This window comes from Burkholderia sp. Bp9140, assembly GCF_003853425.1.
Lineage (GTDB): Bacteria > Pseudomonadota > Gammaproteobacteria > Burkholderiales > Burkholderiaceae > Burkholderia.
The window spans coordinates 40,784-59,630 of sequence record NZ_QTPQ01000025.1; the positions used below are offsets into that span (position 1 = coordinate 40,784).

18 protein-coding genes, 1 pseudogene and 1 riboswitch are annotated in these 18,847 nt (G+C 68.1%); of the genes and pseudogenes, 4 read left to right on the forward strand and 15 right to left on the reverse strand.

Annotation, left to right across the window (positions count from 1 at the left end; translation table 11 throughout):
• Nucleotides 1-33: 33 nt before the first annotated feature.
• From DIE21_RS21000 to thiC, 5 genes are all read right to left on the reverse strand, one after another.
• The gene (locus DIE21_RS21000; RefSeq protein ID WP_124499527.1) at nucleotides 34-1,314 is read right to left on the reverse strand and encodes an EAL domain-containing protein; all 1,281 of its coding nucleotides are present in this window, start codon (nucleotides 1,312-1,314) and stop codon (nucleotides 34-36) included.
• Between the two features lie 471 nt (nucleotides 1,315-1,785).
• The gene (locus DIE21_RS21010) at nucleotides 1,786-2,712 is read right to left on the reverse strand and encodes a DMT family transporter (RefSeq protein WP_124499528.1); all 927 of its coding nucleotides are present in this window, start codon (nucleotides 2,710-2,712) and stop codon (nucleotides 1,786-1,788) included.
• A 144-nt stretch (nucleotides 2,713-2,856) separates the two neighbouring features.
• Nucleotides 2,857-3,114 (reverse strand): hypothetical protein, encoded by a 258-nt coding sequence (locus DIE21_RS21015; RefSeq protein ID WP_124499529.1) that lies wholly within the window; start codon nucleotides 3,112-3,114, stop codon nucleotides 2,857-2,859.
• 227 nt (nucleotides 3,115-3,341) lie between these two features.
• A complete protein-coding gene (locus tag DIE21_RS21020; RefSeq protein WP_124499530.1) occupies nucleotides 3,342-3,557 on the reverse strand; it encodes a glycine zipper 2TM domain-containing protein in 216 nt (71 codons plus the stop codon).
• Nucleotides 3,558-3,802: 245 nt separating this feature from the next.
• Nucleotides 3,803-5,734 (reverse strand): phosphomethylpyrimidine synthase ThiC, encoded by a 1,932-nt coding sequence (thiC, locus tag DIE21_RS21025; protein ID WP_124499531.1) that lies wholly within the window; start codon nucleotides 5,732-5,734, stop codon nucleotides 3,803-3,805.
• A gap of 124 nt (nucleotides 5,735-5,858) precedes the next feature.
• Nucleotides 5,859-5,975: riboswitch (TPP riboswitch) on the reverse strand.
• Nucleotides 5,976-6,243: 268 nt separating this feature from the next.
• Between thiC and DIE21_RS21030 the strand changes: the two genes are divergently transcribed.
• The 3 genes from DIE21_RS21030 (at nucleotide 6,244) to DIE21_RS21040 (ending at nucleotide 8,077) form a co-directional block, all read left to right on the forward strand.
• Nucleotides 6,244-6,522, forward strand: a complete 279-nt coding sequence (locus tag DIE21_RS21030) for a pentapeptide MXKDX repeat protein (protein ID WP_124499532.1) — start codon at nucleotides 6,244-6,246, stop codon at nucleotides 6,520-6,522.
• A gap of 104 nt (nucleotides 6,523-6,626) precedes the next feature.
• The gene (locus tag DIE21_RS21035) at nucleotides 6,627-7,259 is read left to right on the forward strand and encodes a cytochrome b/b6 domain-containing protein (RefSeq protein WP_124499533.1); all 633 of its coding nucleotides are present in this window, start codon (nucleotides 6,627-6,629) and stop codon (nucleotides 7,257-7,259) included.
• Between the two features lie 29 nt (nucleotides 7,260-7,288).
• Nucleotides 7,289-8,077, forward strand: a complete 789-nt coding sequence (locus DIE21_RS21040; protein WP_124499534.1) for a molybdopterin-dependent oxidoreductase — start codon at nucleotides 7,289-7,291, stop codon at nucleotides 8,075-8,077.
• Between the two features lie 37 nt (nucleotides 8,078-8,114).
• Here the strand turns inward: DIE21_RS21040 and DIE21_RS21045 are convergent, their stop codons facing one another.
• Complete coding sequence (locus DIE21_RS21045) at nucleotides 8,115-8,396, reverse strand: helix-turn-helix domain-containing protein (RefSeq protein ID WP_124499535.1); 282 nt, start codon at nucleotides 8,394-8,396, stop codon at nucleotides 8,115-8,117.
• Entirely contained in the window at nucleotides 8,393-8,746 is a 354-nt protein-coding gene (locus tag DIE21_RS21050; protein ID WP_124499609.1) for a type II toxin-antitoxin system RelE/ParE family toxin, read from the reverse strand. Before DIE21_RS21050 ends, DIE21_RS21045 begins: the two co-directional genes overlap by 4 nt.
• Before the next feature lie 492 nt (nucleotides 8,747-9,238).
• Between DIE21_RS21050 and DIE21_RS21060 the strand changes: the two genes are divergently transcribed.
• Nucleotides 9,239-10,423 (forward strand): EamA family transporter, encoded by a 1,185-nt coding sequence (locus tag DIE21_RS21060; RefSeq protein ID WP_124499536.1) that lies wholly within the window; start codon nucleotides 9,239-9,241, stop codon nucleotides 10,421-10,423.
• Between the two features lie 24 nt (nucleotides 10,424-10,447).
• On the opposite strand, the gene DIE21_RS21065 is transcribed toward DIE21_RS21060, so the two are convergent.
• The 8 genes and pseudogenes from DIE21_RS21065 to DIE21_RS37890 form a co-directional block, all read right to left on the reverse strand.
• The gene (locus tag DIE21_RS21065) at nucleotides 10,448-11,647 is read right to left on the reverse strand and encodes an MFS transporter (protein WP_124499537.1); all 1,200 of its coding nucleotides are present in this window, start codon (nucleotides 11,645-11,647) and stop codon (nucleotides 10,448-10,450) included.
• A 234-nt stretch (nucleotides 11,648-11,881) separates the two neighbouring features.
• Entirely contained in the window at nucleotides 11,882-12,706 is an 825-nt protein-coding gene (locus DIE21_RS21070; protein WP_124499538.1) for a phosphodiesterase, read from the reverse strand.
• Between the two features lie 38 nt (nucleotides 12,707-12,744).
• Nucleotides 12,745-13,776 carry an ABC transporter ATP-binding protein gene (locus DIE21_RS21075; RefSeq protein ID WP_124499539.1) on the reverse strand — a complete coding sequence of 344 codons (1,032 nt, stop codon included), beginning with the start codon at nucleotides 13,774-13,776 and terminating at the stop codon, nucleotides 12,745-12,747.
• A gap of 24 nt (nucleotides 13,777-13,800) precedes the next feature.
• A complete protein-coding gene (locus tag DIE21_RS21080) occupies nucleotides 13,801-14,697 on the reverse strand; it encodes an ABC transporter permease (RefSeq protein WP_124499540.1) in 897 nt (298 codons plus the stop codon).
• 10 nt (nucleotides 14,698-14,707) lie between these two features.
• The gene (locus tag DIE21_RS21085; protein WP_124499541.1) at nucleotides 14,708-15,532 is read right to left on the reverse strand and encodes an ABC transporter permease; all 825 of its coding nucleotides are present in this window, start codon (nucleotides 15,530-15,532) and stop codon (nucleotides 14,708-14,710) included.
• Nucleotides 15,533-15,549: 17 nt separating this feature from the next.
• Nucleotides 15,550-16,578 (reverse strand): ABC transporter substrate-binding protein, encoded by a 1,029-nt coding sequence (locus tag DIE21_RS21090; RefSeq protein ID WP_124499542.1) that lies wholly within the window; start codon nucleotides 16,576-16,578, stop codon nucleotides 15,550-15,552.
• Between the two features lie 64 nt (nucleotides 16,579-16,642).
• Entirely contained in the window at nucleotides 16,643-17,668 is a 1,026-nt protein-coding gene (locus DIE21_RS21095; RefSeq protein WP_124499543.1) for a substrate-binding domain-containing protein, read from the reverse strand.
• Nucleotides 17,669-18,511: 843 nt separating this feature from the next.
• A pseudogene (locus DIE21_RS37890) lies at nucleotides 18,512-18,694 on the reverse strand (LysR family transcriptional regulator); the annotation flags it as partial.
• Nucleotides 18,695-18,847 lie beyond the last annotated feature (153 nt).

Genomic DNA, 18,847 nt, shown 5'->3' on the forward strand with positions numbered 1-18,847 from the left:
GCGCGGCGGGCGGATCCATACCGCCCGCGCCTGCTACCGCATCACGGTGCCCGCGCTGTCTAGCACGAAGTCGACGCAGAACACGACGAGGCGGCTTTGCGCGCGAATCGCGACGGCCGCGGTATAGCAGTCGCGGCCTTCGGTCAGCGAGAAGTGCGGGCCCATCAGCGCGACACGCCCCGGCGCCGCGATCGCGCGCTGGAAGTACGGGCGGCGCGACCAGTTGCTGTGCGTCTCCGGGAACAGCGGCGCGAGCCGCGTGCCGCTCGCCTGGCCGCCCTCCGGGGGCGCGCCGATCGACGGCAGGAACTGTTCGCCGATCTCGTCCGTGACGAACACGCGGCGCGCGGCCGGCACCGTGAATACGCGCTGCGCGGCATCGTTCAGGTTCCCGCTCGCGGAAAACGCGGCCGCGCCGGCGAGCACGAGCCGCTCGATCGCGTCGAAGCCCGGCTGCTCGGCGATCGCCGGCACATGCCGATGCGCGATGAAGCGTTGCCACGCGGCATCGAGCATCGCGGGCGCCGCAGCGCTCGCATGTGCGATCGATGCATCGGGCTGGCCGAACTGGAAGCCCTGGACGAAGTCGATATCGGCCTCCATCAGCGCCTGCAGCGCGTCGTCGCTTTCGACGCCCTCGGCGAGCACCATCGCGCCGGCCTGGTGGAGCATCGATACCAGGTGATGCATGATGCGGCGATCCTCGGCGGACCAGGTCGCGCGCTCGACGAGCGAGCGGTCGAGCTTGACGATATCGGGCCGTGCGCGCCATACGCGGTCGAAATTCGAGAATCCGGTGCCGAAATCGTCGATCGCGATGAGGAAGTCGCGATGCTGGATCATGTCGATCGTGCGGGCGAGCGCGGCTTCGTCGCGCGCCGGCTGCTCGATGACTTCCAGCACGATGCGGTTCGGCGGCAGTGCGAAATGCCGGCACAGTGCCTCGACGAATTCGCGCTGCACGAGGCCCGAATCGAGCACGCGCGGCGTCACGTTCAGGAACAGCCAGCCGTCGCCGATACCTTGCGCGACGAAGTTGGCCGTGTGCAGGCAGCGGGCGAGCCGGTCGAGCAGCAGTGCATCGGCAGCCGCGCGCGTCCTGTCGAACAGCGCGACCGGCGAAACCAGCGTGCCGTTCTCGTCCACGACGCGCAGCAGCGCTTCATAGCCGACCACGCGCTTGTGCGTGATCGACAGCACGGGCTGAAACACGCTGCGCAGCGTCGTGTCGCGAAACGTGGCGATCCAGCCGCTGGGCGTCGGCGTGAGGCGTTCGAGCAGGGAGTCGAGCGAGAGGTCGCGGGAGGGCTTCATGTCAACGATGCCCTGGGGCGATCGGGGGAGCGGTGTCGTGACGCCACGCCGAAGCCGTCGCACGCGCAGGTGGACGTGAAAGAACGTGGAGCATCGTAACCGCCTTCTGCGGATGAGTGTTCCGAGTGTAACGGGAATGGCGCGGCGCGCGTATCAGGGAAACTCCAGACGCAAACGCTACACCGACGCTTGGACGGGGCTGTCCGCCCGGTTCAACGCGCAACGGCCGCCAATCGTGCACGCAGCGACGGCGCCACGTGTGCCGCGTGCATTGCGTGCGAAGAATGCGGGGATTCGGAGAACCGGGGAAGCCGGCCGGCTGCGCAACCGTGCGCGGTCATCTGCATCGGGTGATAAACGAGATGCTCCGGCGCGCACCGGTCGGCGGTCGGCGCTTGAGGACCGGTAGCCGGCGCGTCGCGGAAAACCGGGCAACCGGGCAACCGGCGGGGCGCCGGCCCCGCATGCCGCTCAGGTTGCTTCGCCGCCGCGCGGGCGGAGCCCGGGAATCCGCTTGATCACGCCGGTCGCAAGCGCGGTGCCGACGAGCACGATCGCGCAGCCTTCGATCATCACGACCGATACGTGTTCGCCGAGGAACAGCGCGCCCCACAGCAGGCCGAACACCGGTATCACGAACGTCACGGTAATCGCGCGGGCCGGGCCGACATGCGCGATCAGGTAAAAGAAGATGAAATACGCGATGCCCGTACAGGCGATGCCGAGCGCGAGCACGGCACCCCACGCATGCGTGCTGACGGCTGCTGCGGGCCACGTCGCGATCGCGAACGGCAGCAGCAGCACGGTCGAGCCGATCATGCTGCCGGTCGCGTTGACGAGCGGATCGACGCCGCTGAGCTTGCGCTTCGTATAGTTGGCCGCGATGCCGTACAGCAGCGTCGCGCCGAGCGCGGCGGCGGCGGCCAGCGCGGTCGCGCCGGCGCCGGTGCTGCCGTGCGCGTTCGCGATCTGATCCCAGACGAGCGTGAGCACGCCGGCAAAGCCGATCACGAGGCCGATCGCGCGCGGCAGCGACAGCTTGTCCTTCAGCCACAGGTAGGCGACGAGCGCGCCCCACAGCGGTGTCGTCGCGTTGATCACCGAGGTCACGCCGGCCGATAGCGTCAGTTCGGCATAGGCGAACAGGCAGAACGGCGCGCCCGAGTTCAGTACGCCGACGACGAACAATGGCCACGCGTGCCGGCGCAGCCGCGCGCCGAGGTCGGCGGGCTTGAAACGCGTCAGCGCGAGGCCCGTCAGGAACAGCGCGCCGATGCCCACCCGCAGCGCCATCAGCGGCGCGACGCCGAATTCGGCGACGCCGATCCGGATGAACAGGAACGACGCACCCCACAGGGCGGCGAGGACGGTCAGCAGAAAGGCGTTCTTGGGCGACATCGGGCGTGGCAGGCGAGGGGGACGGGACGCGGTGAATCTTACACCGCGTTACCGCGCCTTCGTTTCATGATCGGATGAAACGACAAGAAACGGGAAATCCGTTTTTCCGCCGACGCGAACCGCCCGGGCGGCCGGCGCGGCCGCTCAATGATGGCGCCAGCCGCCGTGCCCGCCGCGTCCGCCGAAACCGAAGTTCAGCGACAGCGCGGGGCCCCAGTAGCCGCCCCATGCAGGGGCATAGGCAGGGGCCGGATAGTAGTACACGGGGCCGGGGTCGACATACACGGGCGCGGGCTGTACCGGCGCCGCCGTGTAATAGCCGGACGGATAGTAGCCGTAAGGGTAATAACAGCCGGCGAGTGTCGCACACGCGAGCACCGCGGCGACGAGGGTCCTGTTCATGATGTTTCTCCGGCGGCGCCGGCAATCGGCAGATGCTTAAGCTTAGGACGCACGGCGATGACACGGTGTGCAAAACGGTAACGGATCATTTCCGTGCATCGCCCTGCGCGCCCGGACGACTGCTGCCGCCAGACGCGAAAAGACGCGAAAACGGCGCTTCCGCACCGCGGAAACGCCGTCAGGCCGAAACTGAAGCGTGCCGCCCGTCGCGCGGGCGCCCGGCCGGCTTACTTGCCGATCTGGTTGCCGATGATGCCGCCGGCTGCCGCGCCACCCAGCGTCGACAGCGCGTTGCCGCCGATCGCCGCGCCGGCTACGCCGCCGACACCCGCACCGATTGCCGTGTCGCGCTGGCGCCGTGTCATCGAATCGCAGGCCGACAGGCTGGCCACCGTCGCGACGAGCAGAGCGCATACCCCAAAACGCCGAATCGAGTAACTCATGATCGTTGTCCTTGTGGTGGTGAACGGGAGGGCGCACGACCGGCTGACGGCCGCGCATGACCCCAATCTACCCGCCGTCCCGACGCGCTGCTGTAAGGACTTGTTAAGGCTCGGACGGTTTCGTAATCAATTGTTTCCCTTGCGCCGGCGGGCACGCGGCATGCACGCGGATGCAAAAAAGCCCGCTCGAAAGCGGGCTTCGTGCAGTGCGTCACGAGGCGGTCCGTGCAGACCGCCGCGTTCGCTTACTGACGGTGATAGATTTCGGCGCCGGTCTTCACGAACTCGACCGCCTTGACTTCCATCCCCTTCTTCAGCGCCTCGCTTTCCGATACGCCCTGCTGCGCCGCGAACTCGCGGACGTCCTGCGTGATCTTCATCGAGCAGAAGTGCGGGCCGCACATCGAGCAGAAGTGCGCGACCTTCGCCGAATCCTTCGGCAGCGTCTCGTCGTGGAATTCGCGCGCCTTGTCCGGATCGAGGCCGATGTTGAACTGGTCTTCCCAGCGGAACTCGAAACGCGCCTTCGACAGCGCGTTGTCGCGCACCTGCGCGCCGGGGTGACCCTTGGCGAGGTCGGCCGCGTGCGCGGCGAGCTTGTACGTGATGATCCCTTCCTTCACGTCGTCCTTGTTCGGCAGCCCGAGGTGTTCCTTCGGCGTCACGTAGCACAGCATCGCGGTGCCGAACCAGCCGATCATCGCGGCGCCGATGCCCGACGTGATGTGGTCGTAGCCCGGTGCGATGTCGGTGGTCAGCGGCCCGAGCGTGTAGAACGGCGCTTCCTTGCACCAGTCGAGCTGGAGATCCATGTTCTCCTTGATCAGCTGCATCGGCACGTGGCCGGGGCCTTCGATCATCACCTGCACGTCGTGCTTCCACGCGATCTGCGTGAGCTCGCCGAGCGTCTTCAGTTCGCCGAGCTGCGCTTCGTCGTTCGCGTCGTAGATCGAGCCGGGGCGCAGGCCGTCGCCGAGCGAGAAGCTCACGTCGTACGCCTTCATGATCTCGCAGATCTCTTCGAAGTGTTCGTACAGGAAGCTTTCCTTGTGATGCGCGAGGCACCACTTCGCCATGATCGAGCCGCCGCGCGACACGATGCCCGTCATCCGGTTCGCGGTGAGCGGCACGTACTGCAGGCGCACGCCCGCGTGGATCGTGAAATAGTCGACGCCTTGCTCGGCCTGTTCGATCAGCGTGTCGCGGAAGATTTCCCAGGTGAGATCCTCGGCCTTGCCGTTGACCTTTTCGAGCGCCTGGTAGATCGGCACCGTGCCGATCGGCACCGGGCTGTTGCGGATGATCCACTCGCGCGTTTCGTGGATGTGCTTGCCGGTCGACAGGTCCATCACCGTGTCGCCGCCCCAGCGGATCGCCCACGTCATCTTGTCGACTTCCTCGCCGATCGACGACGTGACGGCCGAGTTGCCGATGTTCGCGTTGATCTTCACGAGGAAGTTGCGGCCGATGATCATCGGCTCGGATTCCGGGTGGTTGATGTTCGCGGGGATGATCGCGCGGCCGCGCGCGATCTCGTCGCGCACGAATTCCGGCGTGATCTCGGCGAGCGCGTTCGCGCCGAAGGCCGCGGCGCCGAACGCCTGGCCCGGATGCTGGCGGCCCATCATCGCGGCGAGCTTCGCGCCGTTCGGGCCGCTCGACTTCAGGCTCTCGATGTACTCGGCGCGGCGCTGGTTCTCGCGGATCGCGATGTATTCCATTTCCGGCGTGATGATGCCCCGACGCGCATAGTGCATCTGCGTGACGTTCTTGCCGGCCTGTGCGCGGCGCGGGTTGCGGTGCAGGCCCGGGAAGCGCAGGTCGGCGGTGGCCGGGTCGGCCGCGCGCTCGAGGCCGTACTGGCTCGACAGGCCGTCGAGCACTTCGGTGTCGCCGCGCGCTTCGATCCAGCGCTGGCGCAGCGCGGGCAGGCCCGCGCGGATGTCGATCTTCGCGTCCGGATCGGTGTAGGGGCCCGACGTGTCGTACACGTAGATCGGCGGATTCTTTTCGCCGCCGAAGCCGGTCGGCGTGTCGGCCTGCGTGATTTCGCGCATGGGCACGCGGATGTCGAGCTGCGAGCCGGTTACATAAACCTTTCGCGAATTGGGCAGCGGCGCGACGGCAGCGGCGTCGACATGGGCGTCGGCGGACAGAAACTTCGGATTGGCGTTCATGCAATCTCCTGTATGAGCGCCGGACAGGCGCGTCGGCGCTTGCCCGGAGCCCTTGACGAATGTGGGGCTCGAGCTAAGCAGGAGACGAGGCTTGGTGAGGCGGCGGATTTCGTCAGAGGGATGGCGGCGAAATCCGTACGCTTCCCTGCGCTGGCATTATCCAGATCAGGTTCAAAGGGTATTTCTCACCCGCAATGCCGGTTGTTTGACCGAACGCATTGCAGGACCCCCGCGTTAGCAGCGCACACGATACACTGGCTTGGCGGCGGTTTCAACCGGGAGAGGATCGGCTGTCCCGGTGCGGCCGCAGCATGGCGGGCGGCGCGATGGCCCGTCGAAATGGCAGTGTGCGTTGCCGCGGCATGGTCCGAAGGATCGACCGGCAGCGGCGAAGCGGTGCAACATGGCGCGCTTTCACGCGACCTAAAAAAAATTTCCGCAGCGGCTGTCATTTCCCGCGACGTCGTCCGTCTATTCGGCTCCTTGAACCCATGTTTTGGAGAGATGTCATGAAAAAAATTCTGATCGCCGCCTGCGTTGCCGCTTGCGCCACGGTCGCCTCGGGCGCGTATGCGCAGAACGATGCGATGTCGAAGGACAGCTCGTCGATGTCGAAGGACGCGATGGGTCACGACGCGATGGCGAAGGATGCGATGGGCCATGACGCGATGGCGAAGGATGGCGCGATGAAGAAGGGCGCCATGAAGAAACATGCGATGAAGAAGGACGCGATGGGCCACGACGCGATGGGCAAGTCGTCGGGCGACAAGATGGCGCCGTCGAACTGACGGAGGCCGGGCAGCGCGCGCGGCCGGCGCGTGTGCTGCACGACGGCCGCCCGCCCGCGTCTCGTTCTGTCTCGTCTCGCCGACTCGTTCCGGGAGTCTTCATCATGCAAACCGTTCCCGCCACCGGCCGTGCGGCCGCCACGCCGCCCGCACGCCCGATCCATCCGCTGTGGGTACGCGTGAGCCACTGGCTCAACGCGCTCGCGGCGATCCTGATGGTGTTGTCCGGCTGGCGCATCTACGACGCGTCGCCGATCTATCCGCCATTCGTGTTTCCGCACGGCATCACGCTCGGCGGCTGGCTCGGCGGCGCGCTGCAATGGCATTTCGCGGCGATGTGGCTGCTCGTCGGCAACGGGCTGTTCTACCTGACGATGTCGATCGCGACCGGACGCCTCGCGCGCAAGATGCTGCCCGTCACGCCGGCGTCCGTGTGGCGCGACGTGCGCGCCGCGTTGCGCGGCCGGCTCGCGCACGACGATTTGAGCGTCTACAACGCGGTGCAGCGTGCCGCGTACCTGGTCGCGATCGTCGATCTGATCGTGCTGGTGCTGTCCGGGCTGACGATCTGGAAGTCGGTGCAGTTTCCGCTGCTGCGCGAACTGTTCGGCGGTTACGACAACGCGCGCGTCGTGCATTTCTGGGCGATGTCGCTGCTCGTCGCGTTCTTCGTCGTGCACGTCGCGATGGCGCTGCTGGTGCCGCGCTCGCTGCTCGCGATGCTGCGCGGGCGCTGACCGGTCAACTCCGGGTGAAGGAAATCATCATGTCGGAATCCGAATACAAGCGCGACGGTTCGCGCTGGACGCTCGACCGCAAGTCGCTCGAGCTCGACGTGCGCCGCGAGCTGGAGATGCCGTCGCGGCGGCTGTTCAACCGGCGCATCCTGACGCTCGGCGGGCTGACGATGCTGACCGGCTGCACGCTGCACGACGATGCGTCGGTCAATACGTTCCTCGAGAAGGTGTCGCGCATGAACGATCGCGTGCAGGCCTGGCTGTTCAGCGGCGAGCGGCTCGCGCCGACCTATACCGAAGCCGACATCACGCGGCCGTTCCCGTTCAATGCGTATTACGGCATCGACGATGTGCCGCACGTCGATGCGGCGACTTACCGTCTCGTGCTGTCGGGCCGCGTGACGGGCAAGCGCGTGTGGACGCTCGACGAGCTGTATGCGCTGCCGCACGCGGAGCAGATCACGCGGCACATCTGCGTGGAAGGGTGGAGCGCGATCGGCCGCTGGGGCGGCACGCCGTTCGGCGCGTTTCTGGCGCGCACCGGCGCCGATACGCATGCGAAATACGTCGGTTTCAAATGCGCGGACGACTACTACGAAAGCATCGACATGCCGACCGCGCTGCATCCGCAGACGCTGCTCGCATTCGACTACGACGGCCATCGCCTGCCGCCGGAATTCGGTTTCCCGATGAAGCTGCGGATGCCGACCAAGCTCGGTTACAAGAATCCGAAGCACATCATGGAAATCTTCGTGACCGATACCTACCCGGGCGGCTACTGGGTCGATCAGGGGTACAACTGGTTCGGCGGATCGTGAGCGACGGGGCGCGCCCGCTGTCGTGCTTCGCGGTGCGTTACGCGGATGCGCGCACCTGCAGGTCGACGCGCAGGCCGACGGCCGCCGCCATGTTCACGAGCGCGTCGAGCCCGAACAGGTTGATCTTGCCGCGCAGCAGATCGGACACGCGCGGCTGCGTGACGCCCAGCCGTTGCGCGGCCTGGGCCTGGCTCAGTTCGAGCTGCGCGATGCGCTGCTTGAGCGCGATCATCAGTTCGGAGCGCAGCTTCATGTTCTCGGCCTCGGCCGGCTGGCCCTCGATTGCGTCCCAGACGCTCGCATGGCGTTCGTTGCTCATTGTTTCCTCTCCATTATCAGTGCCCGATAGCGCCGGGCGGCCAGTTCGATATCGGCCTGGCAGGTGCGTGCCGATTGCTTGCGGAAGCAGTGCAGCACGTAGATCGCGTCCGCGAAGGTCGCGACGTAGATGATCCTGAATGCGCCGCTCGCATCGCGCAGGCGTATTTCCCGCACGCCGGGGCCGACGGTGCGCATCGGCTTCCAGTCGTCGGGTGCCAGGCCGCGCTGCACCTGGTCGATCTGGTGGCCGGCTTCGCGGCGCGCCGGCAGCGGAAAGCCGCGAAGCGCGTCCAGCGCGCTGCCGACGAAGACAACCGGCTTCGGCGGAAGGATGGTGGAATTATACAAAATCTTGTATGAAAGGTGTGCAGGTCGAATGAGCGAAACGTCGGCGGTCGGACGGGCAGGCCGACCGTCACGACAAGCGCGAAGCGGCACCTGACGCGCATGACTGGCCATCAGGCCGAGGTATCGATCGCGATCGTGCGGGAAGGGGGAGCAGGGCACCCGAGACGCCGGCACAGCGCATGTCCGGCCCCGGATTTCGCCCGCCGGCGGCGCGATAATGTCGCGCCGAAACGTCAGTCGATATCCTTTCAGACTGGTCCGACGATGCTTTTGAATCCTTGATGCCATAATGCCGAGCGTGTGTGGACGAAGCCGTTTGCGCACGTTTTTCGACCCTCTGCCGCCGCCTGCCGGTTCTCATTCGTCGTCGTTCGTCCTGCCATGTCGTTCCGCACGTTCGTCTCCGCCTTCCTGACCCCGTCAGGGTCGTTTGCCGGCCTCGCCGGCGTCTTTCAGCGGAGCACGCGACACATCGTGCGGGCGGGCTGATCGATGACCCCGCTCGACCGTCTTCTCGATTTCCTCGCCCGCCTGCCGATCCGGATCCGCCTGCCGCAAAGCCGCGGCGGCCGCGTCGCACTGGCGCTGGTATTCATCTATTTCGTCTGGGGTTCGACCTACAGCGGCCTGCATTTCGCGCTGCAGTCGTTCCCGCCGCTGCTGCTGTCGGGGCTGCGCAACCTGCTCGGCGGGATCGGCCTGTTCATCTTCGCGCTGCGGCGCAAGCCCGAATGGCCGACGCTGCTGGAAATCCGCAATTCGGCGATCGTCGGCACGATGCTCGTCGCGCTGTCGTCCGGCACGATCGCGCTCGGGATGCGCACGGTCAGCAGCGGCTCGGCCGCGGTGATGGTCGCCACGGTGCCGCTGTTCGCAACCGTGATCGCGGCGGTCGCCGGGCGCCCGGTGACGAAGGGCGAGTGGGCGGCCGTCGCGCTCGGGATGGTCGGCATCGTCGTGCTGAATTCGGGCGGCGCGGCCGCCGCGAACTCGGCGCTCGGCACGATCTGCGTGCTGGCCGGCGCGCTGTTCTGGGCGGGCGGCGCGCATCTCGCGACGCGGCTCAAGCTGCCGTCGGACCTGTTCCTGTCGACGTCGTTGCAGATCGGCCTGGGGGGCCTGATGTCCACGATCGCCGCGTGGCTGATGGGCGAGCGCATCGAGCAGGTCGCGGCGGGGCCGGTGTTCGCGTTCGTGTACCTGATGGTGTTCTGCACGATGGCCGCGTATGTCGCGTACGGGTACCTGATTCGCCATACGAGCCCGATCATCGCGAGCAGTTGCATGTACGTGAACCCGATCGTCGCGGTCGCGCTTGGCGCGCTGATGCTCGGTGAACCGGTGACGACGGCGACCGTGGTCGCCACCGTCGCGATCCTCGGCAGTGTCGGGTTGTCGTTCGTGTTCGATCCCGCGCGCCGGCCAGCGGCGCGTGCGGCGGCAGACGCTTCGCCGGCCGCCGCGGCGGCCGTGGCCGCCGAATCGGCGGCGGGTGCGGCGTCCGGACCGGACCCGGCCGCGATGCCGGATCCGGCGCCGATCCTCGCGCCTTCCGCGGTCCCGCTTGCGGTGCCGGCGCCGGCCGCCGTCGTGGACCCGGCCGCGGTCATGGATCCGGCGCCGGCATTCACGCCGCCGCCTGCCGATGCACCTGCCGTGTCGCGCGCCGACGCGTGACGCTTGCGCGCGACACCGCCAGGTTCAGCCGCGCCGTGCTCCACGATGGTGGGACCAGCCGGCGAGCGCGGTAAACAGCAGTCCGGCCGAGCACATGCCGATCCAGCCGAACGCGTGCCACGCGGCGACGCCGACCGACGAGCCGAACGCGCCGCCGATGAAGTAGCACACCATGAACACGGTGTTGATGCGGCTGCGCGCCTCGGGCTTCAGCGCGTAGATGCGCGACTGGTTCGAGATCTGCGCGGCCTGCACGCCGACATCCAGCACGATCACGCCGATCACGAGCCCGACGAGGCTCGCGCCCGACAGCGCAAAAATCACGAACGACGCGGCGAGCAGTGCGATCGAGAGCGAGATGATCGCGCGCGGGCCGCGCTTGTCCGCGAAACGGCCCGCGTGCGGCGCGGCCAGCGCACCCGCGGCGCCGACGATCCCGAAGAGCCCCGCAGCCTGCGGGCCGAGATGGAACGGCGCGCCGGCGAGCAGCAGTGTCAGCACCGGCCAGAACGCGCTGAACGCGGCGAACAGCGCGGCACCCGTCAGAGACGCCTCGCGCAGCCCGCGCAGTTCGACCGCCAGGTGCCACATCGAGCCGAGCAGCTTGCCGTACGACAGCGTCGACGTCGGCGAACTGCGCGGCAGTCGCAGCACGATCACCGCGGCCAGCGCCACGAGCGCCGCGACCGATGCACCGAACACCGCCCGCCAGCCGAAATATTCGGCGACGAAGCCGGCGGCCGTGCGCGCGAGCAGGATGCCGAGCAGCAGGCCGCTCATCACCGTGCCGACCGCATGCCCGCGCTCGGCGGGCGGCGCGATCTCGGCCGCGAACGGCACGGCCTGCTGCGCGGTCGTCGCGAGCACGCCGATCGCGAGGCTCGCGGCGGCGAGTACCGCCAGCGACGGCGCGGCCGCAGCCACGATCAACGCGATCGACAGGCCCGCGATCTGCATCAGGATCAGCCCGCGGCGATCGAAACGATCGCCGAGCGGCGCGAGCAGGAACATGCCGGCCGCATAGCCGAGCTGCGTCGCGGTCGGCACCGCGCCGATCCACGACGCGCCGTCGGGGAAGGCCGAGCGGAAGCTGTCGAGCAGCGGCTGGTTGTAGTAGATGTTCGCGACCGACACGCCCGCGATCGTCGCGAGCAGCAACAGCAGGCTGCGCGAGTAGTGGGGCGAGGCGGCGTCGGTCGGACGGTCGGTGGAGGCGGCGGACATGGCGGCAACGGAACGGAGTGGGGCGGCGTGGCGCGCGGCGCGGCGTCGGTTGCGCAGGTGGCCGGGCGCCGATCGAGGCTGCCGATCATACCGGAGCACCGTGAATCCTGCCGGCCGGGCGACTCGGCGGTGCGACCGGCGCGAGCGGCACGTGACGGGCCGCTATCGGCCGCGATGAGCCGCAACGGGCCGCGACCGCCCGCAGCCGCCCGTCATCGCGCGCGCCGCGCGCCGTCAGTCGACCAGTTCCCCGCTCGGTTCATAGAACGGATAAGGCCCGTCGCCTTCGTCCACATAGACGTGATGGGATGTCATCCCCGTTTCCGGTGAATGGAAGTGCACCGCGAACGCGGGCGGCTCGAGCCGGAACGCGGACGGCGCGTCCGCGCGCAGGTCGAACGCAACCTGATGCGCGGGCGCCGGCACGGCCGACGCGAGCGTGCCGCCGAAGCGCGTGAACATCGTACGGTGCACGTGGCCGCACAGCACGCGCTCGACGTTCGGATAGCCGCGCAGCAGCGCATCGAGCTTCGCGGCGGCGGCGGGCGCGAGGCGCAGCGCGTCCATGTGCCCGATTCCGGACGCGAACGGCGGATGATGCAGCGCGACGATCACCGGCCGGTCGCGCGCGGCGTCGAGCTGCGCGGCGAGCCACGCGAGCCGCGCCTCGCACAGGTCGCCGTGGCTCGTGCCGGGCACCTGCGAATCGAGCGCGAGCACGCGCACGGCGCCAACGTCGAGCGCGTATTGCACGAACTCGCCGCCCTGCAATTCGGGGCGATCGGCGAATGCGCGGCGCAGCCCCTCGCGATCGTCGTGATTGCCGACCATCAGGTAGTACGGAATCTCGAGCGGCGCGAGCAGGTCGCGCAGATGGCGGTACTCGTCGTCGTGGCCGAAGTCGGTCAGGTCGCCCGTGACGAGCACCGCGTCAGGGCGCGGCACCAGCGCGTTCAGCTTCGCGACGCAGCGCGCGAGCGCGGCGGCCGTGTCGACGCGCCGGTACGCGAGCTGGCCCGGGCGCTTGATGTGAAGATCGCTGATTTGAGCAAGCAGCATCGTCGTTCCTCGGAATGTCTGGTTATTGTGGGGCGGTGTTACGCGGCGAGTGCGATCAGGCCTTCCGCCGCGATCGTGAGGCCGACCGCCGTGCCGCGCGCGAGCTCGATGCGGCCCGGCACGTCGATCACGAGCGCGTCGGGCGCCGCATGCTCGATCGTGAGCCGCGTGCGCTCGCCGAGGAACGCGCACGCGCCGATCGCGCCGCGCAGCGGCGCATGAGCCGGATCGGCGAGCTGCGCGTCCTCCGGGCGGAAGAACCACTCGTCGGCGGCGTGCGGCGTGACGATCGCGCCGCCCGTCGTCACGAGCGCGCCGTCACGCCATTGTCCCGCAAGCCGGTTCAGCGTGCCGATGAACTGCGCGACCGTGCGGTTCGCCGGCCGGTAGTAGATGTCGCGCGGCGTGCCGATCTGCTCGATGCGGCCCGCGCCCATCACGACGATCCGGTCGCCGAGTTCCATCGCCTCGGCCTGGTCGTGCGTCACGTACACGGTCGTCACGCCGAGTTCGCGCAGCAGCGCATTCATCTCGCGGCGCAGCACGTCGCGCAGCTTCGCGTCGAGCGCGGTCAACGGCTCGTCGAGCAGCAGCACGCGCGGGCGCACCGCGAGCGCGCGCGCCAGCGCGACACGCTGGCGCTGGCCGCCCGACAGCTGATCGACCGGCTTGTCCGCGTGCGCGTCGAGCCGCATCATGGCGAGCAATTCGTCGACGCGGTCGCGCAGCGCGCGCGGCTCGGTCTTGCGGATCTTCAGCCCGTAGCCGACGTTGCCGCGCACCGTCAGGTTCGGGAACAGCGCGTAGTTCTGGAACACCATGCCGACCTGGCGGCGCTCGATCGGAAGCAGGGTCACGTCGTCGCCGCCGAACCGGATCGTGCCGCCCGCGTCCGGCGTGTCGAGACCGGCGATCAGGCGCAGCGTCGTCGTCTTGCCGCAGCCCGACGGGCCGAGCAGCACGAGCGTCTCGCCCGCGCCGATCGACAGGTCGAGCGGTTCGAGCACGCGCGTGCCGCGGAACGTCTTCGCGCAGCGGGTCAGGGTGATGGGTGTGGAATCGAGTTTCATGAGATCGGTAAAGTCAGCGCAGGGTCAGCGCGGGCGGCGCTTCACGGCGCGCGTGCCGGACGGGTCGACGCCGAGCCACTGCATCGCGACGAGGAGCGGCAGCGTCATCAGCAGGAACACGATCGTGTACGCGCTGCCGACTTCGAGACGCAGCGATGCGTAGGTATCGGCGAGCCCGACGGGCAGCGTCTTCGTGTCGGGCGTATGCAGCATCCACGTCAGGTTGAATTCGCCGATCGACAGTGTGAGCACCGCGAGCGCGCCCGCGACGATGCCGGGGCGCAGGTTCGGCAGCACGATCGTCACGAAGCGCGTGACGAACGACGCGCCGAGGCTCGCCGCACCTTCCTCGAGCGTGCGCAGGTCGGCACCGGCCGCGACGGCCGCGACCGCGCGCACCATGAACGGCAGCGTGAACACGACGTGGCCGACGACGATGAACCACAGGCTCATCCGGAACGCGGTGAAGCCGCCGTACACGACCAGCAGCGCGAGTGCCGATGCGAGGCCCGGCAGCGCGACCGGCAGCACGAGTGCTTCCTCGATCGCGCGGGCGACGCGGCTCTTGCTGCGCGCGAGCGCATAGCCGGCCGGCACGCCGACGACGAGCACGATCGCGAGCGTCGCGAACGCGACGCCGAGCGACAGCACGACCGAGCCCTGGTACTGCTGCCACACCTGTTCGAGCCAGCGCAGCGTGAGGCCGCTCGACAGCCCGCGGAAATAGTTGACGGTGAGGCCCGCGAGCACGGACATCACGACGGGCACGATCAGGAACGCGCACAGCAGCAGCGTGACGCCCCATTGCAGCGCGGCGATCGCGCGCGCGCCCGTGACGCGCGGCGCGCGTCGGGCGGCGCCGCGCGCATGCGACGGAGCGGGCGCCGGCGACGGCGCGGACGAACCGGAAAGCGATTGCATGAAGGATTCCTCAGGCCGCAGCGGCGGCGGTGTGTCCGGTGAAGCGACGTGCGAGCGCGAGCACGGCCCACGTGACGATGCCGAGCACGATCGACAGGCCGGCCGCCGTCGCGATGTTCGCGTTCAGCGTGAATTCGGTGTAGATCGTCATCGGCAGCACGTTCAGGTCGGTGGCGAGCGTGAATGCGGTGCCGAACGCGCCCATCGCGGTCGCGAAGCAGATCGCGCCGGCCGCGACGAGGCCCGGCGCGAGCGCCGGCAGCACGATGTCGATGAAGATGCGCCACGGCGACGCGCCGAGCGAGCGCGCGGCTTCCTCGAGCGATGCGTCGAGCTTCGACGCGGCCGCGATCACGGTGACGATCACGCGCGGAATCGAGAAGTACAGGTAGCCGACGAACAGCCCCGCAACCGAATACGCGAACACCCACTTGTCGCCGGTCAGCTTCGCGGACAGCATCCCGATCAGCCCCTGCCGGCCGGCGAGCATGATCACCATGAAACCGACCACGACACCCGGGAACGCGAGCGGAAAGGTGAGCAGCGCGAGCAGCACGCGCTTGCCGGCGAATTCGCGGCGCGCGAGCAGCAGCCCCGAGATCGTCGACAGCGCGAGCGTCGCGAGCGTGACACCGGCCGACAACGCAACCGTTTCGCCGAGGCTCTTCATGTAGCGCGCATTGCCGAGCAGCGCCGCGTACTGCGTGAGGAACGCGCCGTCGGCGGACACCTGCACGAGTGAAATCATCGGCAGCAGCCAGAACGCTGCAAACACCGCGAGTGCCGGCGCGACGAGCGCGACGCGCCAGCGCAGCGGGAAAGTGAGGTCGAGCATTGCGTGGGGCCGGCCGCTTACTGCATCACCTGCAGGTATTGCAGGCCGAACGCTTGCTGGCCGGCCGCCATCTTGCCGAAGTCGACCGGTTTCGCCCGGGCGTATTCGCTGGCCGGCAGGAACTTCGCGGCGATGTCCGCGCCGAGCGTCTGCGCGCGCACCGGGCGCAGGTATGCGTTGGCCCACAGCTTCTGGCCTTCGTCGGACAGCACGAAGTCAAGCACCTTCCTGCCGTTCGCGTCGTGCGGCGCGCCCTTCACGAGGCTCATCACGTACGGCACCGCGATCGTGCCTTCCTTCGGAATCACGAACTCGACGTTCGCGTGATCCTTGTACTTCGCGCGATACGCGTCGAAGTCATAGTCGAGCAGGATCGGAATCTCGCCGGACAGCACGCGCGCATACGCGGTCTGCTTCGGCACGATCGGCGCGTTCGCCTTCAGCTTGCGGAACCAGTCGAGCCCCGGCTTGAAGTCGTCGAGGCTGCCGCCGAGCGCCTGGTTGACGGCGACCGCGCCCGCATAGCCGACGAACGCGCTCGACGGATCGAGGTAGCCGACCATGCCCTTGTATTCGGGCTTCAGCAGATCGGACCACGAGCGCGGCACCGGCTTGCCGTCGAGCGCGTCCTTGTTCACGAAGAAGCCGAGCGTGCCCGAGTGGATCGCGAACCAGTAGCCTTGCGGGTCCTTCAGGTTCGCGGGGAGGTCGTTCCAGTGCGCGGGCTTGTACGGGGCGATCACGCCCTTGTCCTTCGCCTGGAAGGCGGACGACACGCCGAGATAGACGACGTCGGCGACCGGGCTCTTCTGCTCGGCGATCAGCTGCGCGATCGCCTGGCCCGAGTTCTTGTTGTCGAACGGCACGCGGATGCCGGTCTTCTGCTTGATCGCCGCGATTTGCGCGGCCCAGTCGGCCCATTCGGGCGGGCAGTTGTAGCAGATCGCGGTTTCGTCGGCATGGGCAGCGGGCGCGAACGCGACGAGCGCGGCGCAGGCGACGGGCGCGGCGAGCGCGCGCAGCAGCGAGGTCAGGCGAAAGGACACGGTGGGTCTCCGGGCGGGGTGTGGGTATCTCGCCGCGCCGCGCGCGATGGCGCGGCGCGCGCGTTCAGGCTTGGTGCAACAGCAGGTCGGTAGCCGGCGGCGCGACCGTCGCGCCGTCGCGCACCGTGTGCGGCAGGATCAGCGACGTGCGCTCGATCGTCGCGCCGCCGATGCATTCGACGAGGCGCCGCCATGCATGGCGGCCGATGTCCTGGTTCGGCGTCGCGACGCTCGCGAGCGGCGGCGCAAGCAGCTCGCCGATCGCGATGCCGTCGAAGCCGAGCACCGACAGGTCGTCGGGAATCGAGAACCCCGCGCGGCGCAGGCCGCGCATCACGACCATCGCGAGCAGGTCGTTGCTGCAGAAGAGGGCGGTCGGGCGCGTGGCGTGCGCGGTGAGGTGCGCGAGCACCGCGTCAGGCAGCTCGGCCGCGTTGAAGTCGACTTCGACCGGCGGCAACGTCGCGACGCCGGCTTCCTCGAGTGCCTGCGCGTAGCCGAGATGGCGCTGGCGTGCGCGATCCGATGCGGCGAGCGAGCCGGCCAGCATCAGCACGCGGCGATGGCCGCGCACGGTCAGCAGACGGACGCCGTCATAGGCGGCGCGGCGGTTGTCGACCGACACCGACGGGCGGCGTTGCGTGTCGTTGTGCATCAGCACGTAGTGCGGGCCGTCGCGGTCGAGCAGGTCGAGCAGCGGATGGGTGTCCGCATCGGCGACGGTCAGGATCAGCCCCTCGACGCGCTGCTCGCGCAGCGTCTCGATCGCGTGGCGCTCGCGCGCCGCGTCGTATTCGGTCGTCATCACGATCAGCTTGAAGCCGGCCGCGGTCGCGAGCTCGTCGATGCCCTGCAGGCAGTCGGCGAACACCGGGTTCGACAGCGTCGGCACGACGACGCCGACGAGCCGCGTGCGCTCGCCGCGCAACTGCCGGCCGAGCGGGCTCGGGCGGAACTGGAGCGTGTCGATGGCGCTGCGGATGGTCGCCAGCGTCGCGGGGCTGACGGTATGCGGCGCGTTGATCGCGCGCGAGACGGTGGCGATCGAAAAGCCGGCGAGCGCGGCGACGTCCTTGATGGTCGGGGTCATGAAGTTACGCGATGTAAACGTTTTCGACGGGGAAATTATCGAAAACGTTTGTGACTTCGCGATGACGCGCGAGACGTCTGTTTCGTAAAAAGAACGATACAAACATCAGACGTTAGGCGCCCGGCGAGCGGGGCGGACTGGATTGTATCGGTGGATGCTGCGGCGCGGGATGAAATCGGCGGAGGTGTCGCGTCGATGCCGATTCCGGCGCGGACGGTGCCGGCACATCTGCTGCGTGCGCAATGCACTGCGCATGAATCAGCGAACGCATGCGCAAGCAATGGTAGAATCGCGTCCGCCCTTTTGCCGGGGTGATGAAATTGGTAAACATAGCGGACTTAAACGGATTGAGTGCCCGGCCGGAAACGGTCGGTGCAGAACCCTTCAAATTCGGTGAAACCCCTGATGCGCGCATCGAGGCAACGCCGAGCCAAGCCTCGCGGTACAGCGACAGCGAGGAAGGTGTAGAGACTAGACGGGGGGCGCCTAAGGCGCACGGGCGGCGATCACGCCCGCGCGCGACGGCGAAGGCATAGTCCAGCGCACGAACGGCTTCGTCTCGACGACGCCGGCTTCGAAAGGAGCAGTGTGACGAAAATCCGCCGCCTTAACTGGCTTGCCGGTTCGAGTCCGGTCCCCGGCACCACCGATCGCTTCGATGCGATTCGACGAGGGTCCGAAAACCCGCGAGAAAGAAGACGCTCGCGGGTTTTTTGTTTGCGCGGCGTTCCATCGGGTGCATCTGCCATCCGGGGTAGGTGGGAATGGGCTGCATTCGCGGTCACCTTGGCGAGCACGCACCGATGCTGGTTGTGCGTCGCCCCCCTTCGGTTGCCGTTCTCGTTACGTTTGCATTCCTGATGAGTTGGCGGTGGATGCGGCCAGCCTGTCGATCAGGGCGCGCGAGGCTGAAGACAAGCGGCGATGTGGCGCATAGATCACCGAGAACGGGCGTGTGCGGCCGCGAAGGTGGGGCAGGACTTCGACGAGGCTGCCATCCCGAACCCGATCCTGAACAATGGAATCAGTATCGGGTCCAGCCCGCGTTGCAGGCATCGCGCGGCGAGATAAACGCCGGCGACTGGGGGCGAACGTCAGCTTGCCGGCCGGCCTCGAATACTCGAGCGGCATGAGTTGCGATGCCGCTTCAGCATCTCGTGCCATGCGTCTGATAGTTGC